Here is a 13,455-nt window from a genome sequence, read left to right as displayed (position 1 = left end):
AAGGAAATAGGAATATATTCACACCATAGTATGCAACTAAGGGTTGTGTATAGTTTTTTAAAGTTACATTTCAATAGGGAGGATGCTACTTGCTTATTAATAAGATCTTCACTTATCGGTTGTATACTAAGCTAAGGGATAAATTTTAAGGTTTAATATTAGAGATCTGGAATAACCGGAAATGACCATAGACAAAACAAAATTAGAATCTACAGAAGAAGATTTCTTCGGGTTTAATGACAGTCCTCAGCTGCGTTCCCAGAAAGTTTACGGTGAGAGCCATGTAAAACTAGACGGCACGATGGAAACCCCAAAAGAGCATCGTGTAAGCTCGGGTGAGGATAAGGAAAAGAAGAAGGCAGCTAAAGAGTTTTATGACTATATACTTTGGCTTCATGATTATATCAGCGATTTACAAACTAATATTCTAGCTTCCACTAAAGCTTTAAAAGCTATTGATATGCTTCGTGAATTGTATAAAAAGGGAAATCTTGACGCCAATAATAAATCGCATCAACAATTACTGGAAGATGCAGGTCTAACCTATGATGAAGTTATGACCGGAGGAGATCGGGTTTTTGATAAGAAAGAAAAATTCTGGAATGATCGATTAGAGCAAAACGTTAAAGCCTACAACGAAGCTCAAAACCTGCAACAGGAATTTGACACATTAAATAGTACTTACAATTTAGATTTTGAAGAACGGCTTGAAACGTATAAGAATTCAAGAGAAGGGACATTCACAGACGATGTGGCCGTGAATATGTACCTTGCCAAAGTAGAAAATATTCAGAAAGATTTAGCGGAACAAGTTGAGATATCGCAAAAGGATGTTTCATTAATTGCTTCTGCGGGTGATTTTGAAGGTTTCTTTAGCGGAATCTCTGTTGTAGGTGAGATTGATAAAGAACCGATTTTTGAAAATGCCCCTCCATTAAGCGAACAATTTGCAGCAGCCTCTAACAATTCAGTCACTATACAAAATGCTGAACCAAAGATTACTGTACAACCACCACTTTTAAAGGGCGGAATCAGCCACAATTAATTATTCAGGCTGTTCAGCTTTTTGCTCAATCTGAGGTTCTGATAGTTTGGGGATCAGGTATAGGTCTGCATCCGCAATATATTGAGCAATCAGATCTCCTGTATAATTATTGGCTATTTCCTGAAAATCAGAAACCCTATAGCCATAGGCAAATATTTCAAAGGTATTGCCTTGTCCTTTAATGGGGTTTGTATGGATAAAACCACGAACGGTATGCCCCTCGGAAATGGCTTTTTGTAAACCGATTAAATAGTCGGCTACCTGTTTATCATCATTACCATAATACACAAAAATAAAACCATTACCAGTCCTTGATAATTTCATGCCAAGTATTCCAGGGACTCTTGGGTCATCGTTCTCTTTACGTATATCCCGATAAGGGATTTTGCCGGAGACTTTTTGTTCCGTATTCGTTGTTTTGCTGATTTGTGCATAATTAGTTAAGCTACAACTCAGCATGAGGATAACAACAATTTTAGCAATAATTCCGGATGGATTGTATGTGTGTAATCCTAACATGATATTTTGTTTTCAGCATTCTTATAGATCAACCTTAAAACTAACCTGAATAGTATTACAGGCTATTATAAAGTATTGATTTTCATAGTGGTGCTGTATGATGTCCGAAAATTATATATATTGCGTCATGGTGATTTATTTCTTCATATTTAATGAGGGATATTGTTTAATTTTTTGAATTAAATCCTGATTTTTTCCATTAAACACCTAAAAATCATGCTTTTTACTTGTATATGTGACCGAGAATATATAATAATCGGACAGTTAGTATAGTGATAACACAAAGGCTGGATGATGTATAAGGTGACTTTATCGTTGCACAATGAGAAGGGGCAACGAAAGTATTTAAACCAAGAGGAGCGGTTACGTTTTTTTGAAGTAACATTGGGTTATGGCTTGCCTAAGAGACTATTTTGTCAATTGTTGTTCTACACAGGCGCACGCATATCAGAGATATACAATTTAAGAACGGACAGTATCGATCAGGCAAATAAGACAGTTGTATTAGAAACCCTCAAGAAACGTAAGCGAGGGATTTATAGAGAAATTCCTTTGCCAGTTACTATATTGAAACAACTGGAAAGTTACATACATAAGTTAGTTTGTGAAAATCAATCTGTAATTTCATTATGGAGTTTTTCACTTCGTACGGGTTCAAGAGCTGTGAAAGAAGTAATGACAAAGGCAGGAATTACAGGTGTAAGAAGTTGTTCCAGAGGGCTGCGTCATGGCTTTGCCGTATATGCGGTGAGTAAGGTTCCGCTCACCATGGTAAAGAAATGGTTAGGACATGCTTCCCTTACCACTACAGCTATTTATTTAGACGTCATCGGAGAGGAAGAGCGCGAAATCGCCAAGCGAATTTGGTAGTGGGAGTTAAGTAATGAAACATACATACGAAGAGCTTCATAAAATAGAAGAAGAACTTATACAAATTCAGGGATTGTTTAAAGCTTTACAACTGCTATTACCCGATGGCGAGGCTCATGATTGTGTAATGAATGCGTTGGAAGAAAGATTAGAACAATTGCAGAAGCATTTTTATGAGTATTGGGAGAGATTGGCTCATCTTTCTGAATTAAGCAAATTATCAAGTACATTATTTGAAAAGGAATTTTATAATAGGTAAAGTAAAGAATACCCATTTGTAAGTAGTTATTTTTAGGATAAATTTAATTACATTTAAAATTCCTTAAGTAAATATCCAACACATGCTACTTAAAATAACTTTAGAAGGAGAGCCGTTACAGCGGTTACCCTTAAATTATCAATATCCGCTAAGTGCTGCTATATATCGTATTCTATGGAAAGGGAATACAACTTATGCCCAATTTTTACATGAAGAGGGCTATGGTAAAGGTTTTAAGTTTTTTACATTTTCACAAATACACTGTCCGTTCAGCATTACGGGAAACCGTATGGTGCTACAGGGAGGGACATTGTATTTTTATGTAGCGTTTCATTTACCACAAGCTATGGAAAATTTTGTAAAAGGATTGTTTAAAAGTGAAGCTATTACCATAGCCGATAAACAATCTAAAGGTGTTTTTACTATAAAGTCGGTAGAGAGTGTGCCTAGCCCTCTAGTTAAACATACCGAAAACGAATTGGTAAGTATAAACGTAATACCCGATGCAGCAGTTGTTGCCGGTATTAAAAATGAAAAGGGAAATTATAATTTTTTAATGCCCGATGCCCCGGAATTTATAGCGCAGTTAGTACATAATTGGAGAGAGAAAATAATAACATGTTATGATGCTGTTACCGGTAGTGGAGCATTATTGTTAATAGAATTGAAGCATGCAGATAAAGCAAAATCACGCTTAATAACCATTAAAGCAGATACCGATGCAGAAACTAAAATACGGGGTTGGCTAAATTATGAACTACAGCTTACTGCCGAAAAAAGGTTTGTGGAGTTGTTATTAAACGCAGGAGCGGGCTTGTATAATGCGCAGGGGTTTGGGTTTTTAAATGTGATTGATAATAAAAAGTGATTTTGATATGATAAAAGAACTTATAAATTTTACCGAAAGTTTAGACGAGGACTTTAAAAATTTAGGACTGAACCCAAAAGAGGGATTGCATGTTAGTGTAAAAAAGGAAATTGATTCTTTAGGTGTAAGTAAAATTGTTGTTGGAGAATTTGAGTATTTTTCAAAGAAACAAAAGAATGAGATATCTACTTTTTTAAAGCGCTGTATGCTGTTGCACCAAAATGCGTGGTGTATTGACACTAATAAGTGTTTTGATTTACCAACAAAAGCTATACATACGTGTTCACCTTATGCAGTAGCTTTTAAACGGGAACATTTAGAAGGAGGAATTAAATATAAAAATAATCAGGTAGGAAAGAAAAAGCAGATATATGACCGTTTTAATTTATACTTTGATAAAGCATTTGAGCTTTTTGAAGATGAAGGGGAAAAAGAGAAGTACATTAGTTTCAGAAATTTTTTCACACATAAGGAATTTTCTAATTGGATTGATAAAATTGAGAATCAAAATGCAGGTAAGTACCAAAACTTATTAGAAGAAGAGGAACAATTAAAATCAGAATATAAGGAAACTAAAGATAAGGTAGAAAAGGATACTATTAAAAAGTCAATTTCTGAAATTGAACAACAGCTATTAAAGGTAAAACCTTTGGAGGATAGTAGTTACATCATTTTTTATTTTGACGTTCCTTTGGAGCAGTATAAAGAAGTTCATAAACGTTACTTAGATGATAAATTATTTAATACTGATAAATATAACACTGAGCCGGATGAAAATGGAATAATTCATGGTACTAATAATTTTATGAATGGTTTTAATAGCAATATGCCATTCTTAATGCATCAAACAGCAACTTTTGATATTACCGGAAGAATTTCTAATGTAGATGCACAATTGCTAAATAATCTTAAAAATTTATTTCCCAATAAAACACTTCCTTCTCCATTACCTATTTTTATCTATAAAGAAGAATTACAGCAGAGGGTTATTTCCATATATAAAGAAAGTGGATATAAGGCGGGTTATAAAGAGATAATACAAAAGTTGATTGAGGATAATGAAGAAGATATTTATAATTATTATCTGTTGTTTTGGCAAAATACTAAAGATGGTGTTGTTTTTCGGGATTTTGATTTTGTATCCAAATTTGAATACAAAATTAAAGACTTAGCTGTTCATAATTTGTTTCAAATTAAAGAAAAAGGAAGTAAGGTTGATAAGTATTACCCAAGGATAAAAAATATATTTGAATTTGAGCAACTACTATTTAAACCATTACTTCAGAACAAATATTTGCGTTTGGATTATTTTGGAGATTTAAGCAAGGATGATTATGAAAAGCATGATTTAGTCTTTATTTCCTATTCTAAATACCGAAAATCGGTATATGATTTCGTGTATAAATCACAACGAAATACTATAGATGGAAATGTTTTTTATGAAATGGTGTTCAATGCCATATTAGACAATCTCAAAAATGGGAATTCTTATGGCATTAAAGAAAAATTAAACATTTGGTATAGTTTGTATGAATATTTTAATCCTAAACAAAACATAAATATGATTAATAAATTAAAAGAATATCAGGATTTTGTTGAATCTATTCTTCATGATAAAGAATTAACTGATATAACAGATGAAAAATTTGCTTTTGCCGCCGGGCAGGTTATTGAATACATTCTAAGTAAAAGTAAATCGGCTGACAGTAGCTATAATTTATTAGAACCTTATTTACAACAGTCAAAATGTGTTGAATTTAAAAAAGCGATAGCCAACGATTTTGGTCGTTATAAACACGAAAATTTCTCTAAAAACTTCGAAAAAGTGGCCGCTGTGGTATTGAGTTATGAAACCGATACCAATCTCAAACATTTATTGCCTCAAACATTATCAGGGGTATTTGCGAAGAATCAATTATTTAGTTCGAATAATCTAAAATAACAATATCATGACAACATTTAATAGCAGAGTATATGGTGCTGCCGTAATTAAATCAATTAATTCAAATTATAATGCGGATTTTTCTGGTCAGCCTCGAAAACTGCCCAATGGTACCGTTTATGCCACAGATAAAGCACTAAAGTATTCTATCAGAAATTATTGGAAAGAAGCATTAGGAGAGAAGGTGTTTTATTTTAAATCATTAAGTGATGAAATGTCTCCCAGAACTTTGGATGAAACATATAATTTACATTTCGGAGATTTTAAAGAGAAAAATAAGTCGAAGCTTAGACTGGAAGTTTTGGGAAATATTCTAAAATGTCTTGATGTGAAGCTTTTTGGAGGAACCTATGCGAGTAAAACAAATATTTCGATTCATGGAACTTGTCAAATTACTCATGGTTTAAACAAGTTTGTTGATAATGTTATTTATTCTGAACAGATTATGTCTCCTTTTAGAAATTCAAATGAAGCAAGTGCGGATAGTACTATGACAACGTTAGGGTCTCAGTCTCGTTTAGAAGAAGGTCATTATGTACATAATTTTTCCATAAACCCTAAGAATATCGAAGACGATATAAATAGAGTGTCTGCCGGAGGATTAACAGAAGGTGATATTTTAAAGTTAAAGGAAGGTTTAAGAAGGGGAGTTACCTATTATGATTCTGCTGCCAAAGCAGGTACAGAAAACGAACTGTTGTTGTGGGTGCAACTGAAAGCAGACTCTAAGATTGTACTTCCTTCGTTTGTAAATTTAATTGAAGTGAATGAACAAAAAGAGATAAACCTGTCTAAAGTAAGTTCTTTACTTTCAGAATCTCATATAAAAAAGGAGTTAGAAAAAATAGAGATTTATTATAATAAATCGAATACAACTGTATTGAGTGAACCTGAGACTGCTGTGTTTTCTGAACTATAAACAAATATCCGATGAAATTAATATCATTTGATTTAAAAGCGGATTTTGCATTTTTTAGAAAGCCGGAAACCAATGCTACCTTAAAGACCTTAAATTTATCTTACAATATAATCCACAAGCCGGCCGTATTGGGTATTTTGGGTGCCATTATTGGTTTGGAAGGATATAGGGAAAAAGGAAAATTACCCCAATATTACCAAGTGTTGAAAGATATACAGATAGGAATAGAACCGTTAAACCATGACAAGGGAAATTATGCAAAAACAAATATAAAGTATTCTAATACAATTGGATATGCAAATAGGGGTGCTAATTTCTTGACCGAGGAGTTAACCTTAATTGAGCCGGAATACAGAATATATCTTTTAATAGATGAAACCCATGAATACCATCAAAAATTAAGTGATTACTTAAGTAAGGGTATGGCAGAATATATCCCATATTTGGGAAAGAACGAGTTTACTGCATGGTGGAATAGTGACTCTTATCATGAATATAAATTCTTAAAAAGAGAAGTTTCTGATGAAGGGGTAAAAATTAGAAGTATTTTCCAGAGAAGCATAAATGTTAAAAATAATTCAGAGGCTCCATATCCTGATATTATGAGTTATGATACTTATGAGAATCCATTTATGTATTTTGAACGTTTACCAAGAGATTTTGACTTAGTGTTAATACAATATGACATTACTGAGTTTGTATATTCTAATTATCTGATTAATAACGCCCAATCACTTAAAAATCTTGTTTATGTAAATGAGTTAGATTCATATGTCCAGTTATTTTAAATCGGTTTCTGATATTATAGCGGAGTTACCGGCGTTAAGCACCTATTTAATTAATGCCGGTAATTATTATGCACACTTGCCTTCTGAAAATGAGAGTGCTGACATACCTAAAGAGACTTTGGAGGAGCACATCAATTTGGTAAATGAGTATTTGGTGCGATTGGCAAGTGTTCACAATCTTGATAAAATTATTGATAAACTAATTCTTGGGCTTTACGAGAATATTGATGATGACACAGGAAGCTATATTAAGAGTTTATTTGTAAACACGATAGCATTTCATGATTTTGGTAAAGTCAATGAAAAGTTTCAGCTACAGAAAATGAGTAACCATTTTTTTAATGAAAGTGAATCATTAAATAGCCCCATTGGTTCTACACATTCTTCGTTAGGAGCATTCATTTATCTTACTAAACATCTAAATGAAATTGTATTAGAAAAAAAGCAGGATCAATTGTTGGTAGTAGTATGTTTTTACTTGGCATATTCAATATTTAAACATCATAGTAAATATTTTAATGACGATTGTATAGATACCATTTCATTTTCTGAATTAAGAGCAAGAAACAACTGGGAGGATGTTAAAGCATTTTTGAAGAATTATTTAGATAATTATCAATTTCAGATTCATCCTAATATTCATAGGGTTATAGGTGAGGAACGGTTTATTAACAACCCATCGTTTGCCAAATATGTAAGTTCTTTTGAGTTATACATCCTATGCCGACTTAATTTCTCATTACTTACTGCTTCGGATTATCTGGCAACCAACGAGTATATGAACGGCTTGCCGATTCATAATTTTGGCACACTTTCTAAGGAAAGAATTAGTGAATTACATTACAATATTAGCCAACGGGAATGGATTGATACAGAAAGAACGAAGGTAAACTATAACAAAGTTACTTATGATGAGTTGGAAAATTATGAATTTCTGAATCCTAAGGAAAAAAGTGGTTCTAATCTGAATATATTGCGTAAAGAAATGGCTTTGGAAGTAATCCGAAATATTCGTAAAAACTATCAACAAAATCTTTTTTTTATTGAAGCACCTACCGGAGGTGGTAAAACGAATCTTTCTTTATTAGCAACGATAGAGCTTTTAAATAAATATCAGGGTGAGTACAATAAGGTGTTCTATGTTTTTCCATTCACAACTTTAATAACACAAACATATCAGGTAGTTCGGGATATGTTGGGATTAAAAGAAGAGGAGATTATAGAATTGCATTCAAAATCGGGATTAAAACCCGGTAGAGAAGAAGATGATAATTATGGAGGCCAAAAAAAGAACTATATAGACTATTTGTTTGTGAATTATCCATTTACATTAGTATCGCATATCCGGTTTTTTAATATATTAAAAACTAATGAAAAGGAAACTAATTACCTATTGCATAGGTTGGCTAATTCCATAGTGGTTATAGATGAACTTCAGTCATATAATCCCGCTCATTGGGACAAGGTAATTTATTTTGTACGGCAGTTCGCAGAAAAATTTAATATAAAGTTCATATTAATGTCGGCTACCCTCCCAAAGCTAGATAAATTGAACGTGATAAAACAGGAAGTAAAAGATTTTGAGTATTTAATACCCAAGGCAAAGGAATTATACTTTAATAATCCTAATTTTTCTGCCCGAGTACATTTTAATTTTGACTTTTTCAGTTGTACAGATCTAACTTTGAGGGAATTGTCAGACAAAGTGATAGAATCTTCAACGAAATACTTAGAATACGATTTTGGAAAAGCTAAACCACAAGACAGTATTTATACCATAGTTGAGTTTATATATAAGCAAACTGCTACCGACTTTTATGGGGTAATTAAAAATTATAATTTTTTTGACGAGATATTCGTGTTGTCCGGAACTATTTTGGAACATAGAAGAAAGCAAATTATAAATACTCTTAAAAATCCGATAAATAGGAGTAAGAAGATACTTTTGATAACTACACAAGTAGTGGAAGCAGGGGTGGATATTGATATGGATTTAGGTTTTAAAGATCGCTCTATAATAGATTCCGATGAACAGTTGGCTGGGCGAATCAATAGGAATGTGAATAAAGAACATTGCGCACTCTATCTTTTTAATCTGAATAAAGAATCGGTGATTTATGGCAAGGATTACCGATATAAAATAACCAAAGAACAGATTAAAGAAACCGAATATCAGAGAATATTAAATGAAAAAGATTTTGATCATTTGTACAATAAAATTTTTCAAGATAGGAATCAATGGAATGATAGAGAAATGGCAGTAAACTTTTGTGACTATGAGTTTGCAATCCATAAATTAAAATTTCAAAAAGTCCATGAAGATTTTAAATTAATAGAACAACAAAATCTTTCTTGTTTTATCCCAATAAATATTCCTTTAGAAATTGAAGGAACAGCAGACGGTACATTAGATAAAATATTTAATGATGCGGAAATTGATTTTCTCAGATTAAATGGTGTTCATCCTAACGAAAAAAATGAAGTGAATGGAGAGGAAGTATTCAATCTATATATTAGTTCAATACATAATAAAATAGAATTTACCGAACAGCAGATAAGAAAGAAAACACTTCAAAGTATTTTAGCAAAATATACTTTCTCAACATTTGCAACTCAAAAACTTGAGGAGCAGTTAGTACATTTTTATAATAAAGATAAATCTGAATACGGATATATATATGTTGAAAGATGGAGCGATGTATATTCAGTTGAAGAGGGCTTAGATGCTTCAAAATTAGTAGGAATAGAAGAAACTCAGTTTTTGTAAATTATTTAACCATGCATATAAACGCTACTCTTATAAATTTATACCACGTTTGTAAGCGCGAATGCTGGTTACATGCCAACGGCATTACTATGGAACATACCAGTGACACCGTTTACGATGGTAAATTATTGCATGAAATCAGTTACCCAGGCAGGGCACAAAAACATACCGAGATTACCCTTTCAGCTACCTATAACAAAATAGAACTATACGGAAAAATTGACTTTTACGATGCGTTTCATAAAGTAATACACGAAACCAAAAGAGGTAATAAAGTAGAAGCTGCCCACCACTGGCAAGTCAAGTTTTACCTGTGGTTGCTACAATTAAATGGTATTGAAGATGCATATGCCATTTTAGAGTATCCGTTATTACGGCAAACCGAAAAAGTGGAGTTACAACCCGAAGATGTATTACACCTGGAAAAATCGGTAGTAGAAATCAGTAAACTAAAAGAGCAGGAAAATTGCCCTTCGGTAATCAATGCAAAAATTTGTAAAAGTTGCTCTTATTATGAACTCTGTTATATCTCTGAGGAATGAAAAAATCATATTACCTATTTAATCCCGGACGAATGAGCCGGAAAGATAATACGCTGAAATTTGTACCGACTGATGAAAACGGAATAGATGGTACTCCAAAGTTTATTCCGGTAGAAGCCGTGGCCGATTTATATTGTTTCGGAGCGTTAGACGCTAACAGTGCGTTGTATAATTTTTTAGGTAAAAACCATATTGCAGTCCATTTTTTTGATTATTACGAGCATTATACCGGTAGCTTTTTACCCAAGGAATATTTGCTTGCAGGTAAAATGCAAATTGCACAAACAAAACAGTACCTAAATAAAGGGAAAAGACTGGCAATTGCTCAAAAGTTTGTAGAAGGTGCTGCTTTTAATATTTTAAAAAACCTTAAGTATTATAATACTAGAGGGAAAAATCTTGAAGAAGCTATTACTAGGATTGAAGACTATGTAAAATCAATAGCGGAAACTACAAATATACCTATGTTAATGGGTATTGAAGGAAATATTCGCCAAGTATATTACGATGCTTTTGACGCTATATTGAATGATTTTGCAATGAATGGTCGTAGTAAACAACCACCAAAAAATGAAGTGAATGCTTTGGTTTCGTTTGGTAATATGATGTGTTATACTATGTGCTTAGGGCAAATTTATCATACACAATTAAACCCTACAATTAGTTTTTTGCACGAACCTGGATATCGTAGATTTTCTCTGGCACTAGATATGGCAGAGATTTTCAAACCAATTTTGGTAGATAGAACCATTTTCAGGGTATTAAATAAAAAGGAGATTCAGGCAAAAGACTTTGATGTAAAAGTAAATAGCGTACTATTAAAAGATTCGGCTCGTAAAACTTTTGTCAGGGCATTTGAAGAACGGCTTAATGAAACTATTAAGCATAGAACTTTAAATAAACAGGTAAGTTATAAACATTTGGTAAAATTAGAATGTTATAAACTAAGCAAGCATGTATTGAATATTGAGGAGTATAAACCTTTTAAAATTTGGTGGTAATGTACATAGTTTTAGTTTACGATATAGGTGAAAAAAGAGTAGGTAGAATGCTTAAACTTTGTAGACAATATTTAAATTGGATTCAAAATAGCGTATTTGAAGGGGAGATAACTGAAGTAAAACTCAAAGAATTAATAATGCAATCTAAAAAGTTAATGAATGAAGAACAAGATAGTATGATTATTTTTAAAAGCAGGAACGAAAAATGGCTGGAGAAAGAGGTTATAGGCAAAGAAAAAAATGAGTTGGATACGCTTTTATAGCCTTAATAAGGCGTCAGTCTGTACCTGTTTTATAAAAATTCAATAGTTCTTTGACATATTAAATTGTTTAAGTTTTTGAAAATCACTAGAATATATGGTTGTCGATACCCCGGTTAAATTTGTTTATCAGGGGTCGACAACTTTTGTGTTTCCAAAATTGATTTTATACTTTAGTTAAGCCTAATAAAATAGGCTTTTTTAGTTGTCGATAAGACGGCTAGTAATCGCACCATACTGGAATTGAAATGGTTATAGACGGGCAACAAGTAAGTAATCCGTTAGACTAGTAATCGCACCATACTGGAATTGAAATCCAGCTAATTTCTTTAAAGTAACTAATTCCTTTTCTGCTAGTAATCGCACCATACTGGAATTGAAATTTGTGAGAATAACCCTTTCGGAAAAAAGGTACTTAACTAGTAATCGCACCATACTGGAATTGAAATTCGGAGGTAAACGACAATGCTAATGATTATAGTATTCTAGTAATCGCACCATACTGGAATTGAAATTTGCTAGATCCTTTAGCGGTGCGCTTCCGTTTTGTCCCTAGTAATCGCACCATACTGGAATTGAAATAAAGCATAGGGTTATAGATAAAAGTTTACATAAAAACTAGTAATCGCACCATACTGGAATTGAAATTTATAGTTATTAATTCCATCCTGAAGGTTTTTCATGCTAGTAATCGCACCATACTGGAATTGAAATTAATCAAATCGCTTACTAGCTTCTTTTAGGTTTACTAGTAATCGCACCATACTGGAATTGAAATTTGTTTAAAACGCCTAATATTGCGTCAACACATGATTCTAGTAATCGCACCATACTGGAATTGAAATATTGAAAAGGAAATCGAACGTCGTAATCGCTTGTACTAGTAATCGCACCATACTGGAATTGAAATTTGTACGGCCGGACATGCGTCTGCTGAAAAAGTACACTAGTAATCGCACCATACTGGAATTGAAATACGAGAAAGAGTTAAAAATATACCCTTGCCAATGGCTAGTAATCGCACCATACTGGAATTGAAATGGTATTACGGTAGTTAGCTTGGTGCTGGCGGCTATACTAGTAATCGCACCATACTGGAATTGAAATGTGGTTTTCTGCATCATATTTCCCATTTGAGAGAACTAGTAATCGCACCATACTGGAATTGAGAAGAGTAGGGAGATGATGTATATATTTACTTCTAACTTATATTCTTTGTATCAAAACAAACCATTTCACGTCATAAAAAACCACTTTTTGTTTAACCATTGTTTAACCATTGTTTAACCAAGTGGCACAAAAAAAGGCCTTTGATTTCTCAAAAGCCTTGGTTTATCTTGTAGCGAAGACGGGAGTTGAACCCGTGACCTCAGGGTTATGAACTCTTTCTTTAATAATTCAACTTATATTTAAATACTTTGAAAAACAATTTTTTATGTTTTTTTAAGTGTCAATTTGAATCATAAAAAATCATATTAAATCTTAAAATGTTTAACCATTGTTTAACCCGATTTATATTTTTGATTACCTTTGTAATATACATCAAACCTTGTGTTTATGGTTACGGTAAAGATTGTTTTAAGAAAGGAAAAACGGAAACGAGATGGAACATATCCGCTTGCTATCCGAATTATTAAGAACCGGAAAGTTAAGTATGTTCATACTAATCAATCTA

General features: G+C 32.7%; 13 protein-coding genes and 1 CRISPR repeat array. Of the genes, 12 read left to right on the top strand and 1 reads right to left on the bottom strand.

All coding sequences use genetic code 11. From position 1 onward, the window contains the following. Positions 1 to 301: 301 nt before the first annotated feature. Positions 302 to 1,045 carry a hypothetical protein gene (locus tag NBRC110019_RS16395; RefSeq protein WP_281756557.1) on the top strand — a complete coding sequence of 248 codons (744 nt, stop codon included), beginning with the start codon at positions 302 to 304 and terminating at the stop codon, positions 1,043 to 1,045. Here the strand turns inward: NBRC110019_RS16395 and NBRC110019_RS16390 are convergent, their stop codons facing one another. Further along, the gene (locus NBRC110019_RS16390) at positions 1,046 to 1,564 is read right to left on the bottom strand and encodes a hypothetical protein (protein ID WP_281756556.1); all 519 of its coding nucleotides are present in this window, start codon (positions 1,562 to 1,564) and stop codon (positions 1,046 to 1,048) included. It lies immediately after the preceding gene. 291 nt (positions 1,565 to 1,855) lie between these two features. Here NBRC110019_RS16390 and NBRC110019_RS16385 point away from each other — a divergent pair, with 291 nt between their 5' ends. The 11 genes from NBRC110019_RS16385 to NBRC110019_RS16930 form a co-directional block, all read left to right on the top strand. After that, positions 1,856 to 2,434 carry a tyrosine-type recombinase/integrase gene (locus NBRC110019_RS16385; protein ID WP_309297656.1) on the top strand — a complete coding sequence of 193 codons (579 nt, stop codon included), beginning with the start codon at positions 1,856 to 1,858 and terminating at the stop codon, positions 2,432 to 2,434. Positions 2,435 to 2,447: 13 nt separating this feature from the next. After that, positions 2,448 to 2,693, top strand: coding sequence for a hypothetical protein (locus NBRC110019_RS16380; RefSeq protein WP_281756555.1), 246 nt, complete (start codon positions 2,448 to 2,450; stop codon positions 2,691 to 2,693). 82 nt (positions 2,694 to 2,775) lie between these two features. Continuing rightward, entirely contained in the window at positions 2,776 to 3,561 is a 786-nt protein-coding gene (gene cas6, locus NBRC110019_RS16375) for a CRISPR-associated endoribonuclease Cas6 (protein ID WP_281756554.1), read from the top strand. A 7-nt stretch (positions 3,562 to 3,568) separates the two neighbouring features. Continuing rightward, positions 3,569 to 5,503, top strand: coding sequence for a hypothetical protein (locus NBRC110019_RS16370; RefSeq protein WP_281756553.1), 1,935 nt, complete (start codon positions 3,569 to 3,571; stop codon positions 5,501 to 5,503). A 7-nt stretch (positions 5,504 to 5,510) separates the two neighbouring features. Further along, a complete protein-coding gene (locus NBRC110019_RS16365; protein ID WP_281756552.1) occupies positions 5,511 to 6,422 on the top strand; it encodes a type I CRISPR-associated protein Cas7 in 912 nt (303 codons plus the stop codon). Between the two features lie 11 nt (positions 6,423 to 6,433). Then, positions 6,434 to 7,210: a type I-B CRISPR-associated protein Cas5b gene (cas5b, locus tag NBRC110019_RS16360; RefSeq protein ID WP_281756551.1), complete on the top strand. Its 777-nt coding sequence runs from the start codon at positions 6,434 to 6,436 to the stop codon at positions 7,208 to 7,210. Beyond that, on the top strand, positions 7,194 to 9,977 hold the full coding sequence (cas3, locus tag NBRC110019_RS16355) for a CRISPR-associated helicase Cas3' (protein WP_281756550.1): 2,784 nt from the start codon (positions 7,194 to 7,196) through the stop codon (positions 9,975 to 9,977). Before cas5b ends, cas3 begins: the two co-directional genes overlap by 17 nt. Before the next feature lie 11 nt (positions 9,978 to 9,988). Beyond that, positions 9,989 to 10,519 carry a CRISPR-associated protein Cas4 gene (gene cas4, locus NBRC110019_RS16350; RefSeq protein ID WP_281756549.1) on the top strand — a complete coding sequence of 177 codons (531 nt, stop codon included), beginning with the start codon at positions 9,989 to 9,991 and terminating at the stop codon, positions 10,517 to 10,519. Continuing rightward, entirely contained in the window at positions 10,516 to 11,520 is a 1,005-nt protein-coding gene (gene cas1b, locus NBRC110019_RS16345) for a type I-B CRISPR-associated endonuclease Cas1b (protein WP_281756548.1), read from the top strand. The genes cas4 and cas1b overlap by 4 nt, the downstream gene beginning before the upstream one ends. Continuing rightward, a complete protein-coding gene (gene cas2 / locus NBRC110019_RS16340) occupies positions 11,520 to 11,783 on the top strand; it encodes a CRISPR-associated endonuclease Cas2 (RefSeq protein WP_281756547.1) in 264 nt (87 codons plus the stop codon). Before cas1b ends, cas2 begins: the two co-directional genes overlap by 1 nt. 217 nt (positions 11,784 to 12,000) lie before the next feature. Next, a CRISPR array of direct repeats spans positions 12,001 to 12,952; the repeat unit is 30 nt; unit sequence CTAGTAATCGCACCATACTGGAATTGAAAT. Between the two features lie 385 nt (positions 12,953 to 13,337). After that, positions 13,338 to 13,455 (top strand): hypothetical protein (locus NBRC110019_RS16930; RefSeq protein WP_373877011.1); only part of this gene is annotated, 118 nt, incomplete at its 3' end.

It is taken from the genome of Neptunitalea chrysea (assembly GCF_027924145.1).
Taxonomy (GTDB): Bacteria; Bacteroidota; Bacteroidia; order Flavobacteriales; family Flavobacteriaceae; genus Neptunitalea; species Neptunitalea chrysea.
This window is presented reverse-complemented; position numbering and strand designations above follow the sequence as displayed.

Coding starts and splice junctions, on each gene's coding strand:
- NBRC110019_RS16395 (WP_281756557.1), top strand. CDS start 302: ATGGAAACCCCAAAAGAGCATCGTGTAAGCTCGGGTGAGGATAAGGAA.
- NBRC110019_RS16390 (WP_281756556.1), bottom strand. CDS start 1,564: ATGTTAGGATTACACACATACAATCCATCCGGAATTATTGCTAAAATT.
- NBRC110019_RS16385 (WP_309297656.1), top strand. CDS start 1,856: ATGATGTATAAGGTGACTTTATCGTTGCACAATGAGAAGGGGCAACGA.
- NBRC110019_RS16380 (WP_281756555.1), top strand. CDS start 2,448: ATGAAACATACATACGAAGAGCTTCATAAAATAGAAGAAGAACTTATA.
- cas6 (WP_281756554.1), top strand. CDS start 2,776: ATGCTACTTAAAATAACTTTAGAAGGAGAGCCGTTACAGCGGTTACCC.
- NBRC110019_RS16370 (WP_281756553.1), top strand. CDS start 3,569: ATGATAAAAGAACTTATAAATTTTACCGAAAGTTTAGACGAGGACTTT.
- NBRC110019_RS16365 (WP_281756552.1), top strand. CDS start 5,511: ATGACAACATTTAATAGCAGAGTATATGGTGCTGCCGTAATTAAATCA.
- cas5b (WP_281756551.1), top strand. CDS start 6,434: ATGAAATTAATATCATTTGATTTAAAAGCGGATTTTGCATTTTTTAGA.
- cas3 (WP_281756550.1), top strand. CDS start 7,194: ATGTCCAGTTATTTTAAATCGGTTTCTGATATTATAGCGGAGTTACCG.
- cas4 (WP_281756549.1), top strand. CDS start 9,989: ATGCATATAAACGCTACTCTTATAAATTTATACCACGTTTGTAAGCGC.
- cas1b (WP_281756548.1), top strand. CDS start 10,516: ATGAAAAAATCATATTACCTATTTAATCCCGGACGAATGAGCCGGAAA.
- cas2 (WP_281756547.1), top strand. CDS start 11,520: ATGTACATAGTTTTAGTTTACGATATAGGTGAAAAAAGAGTAGGTAGA.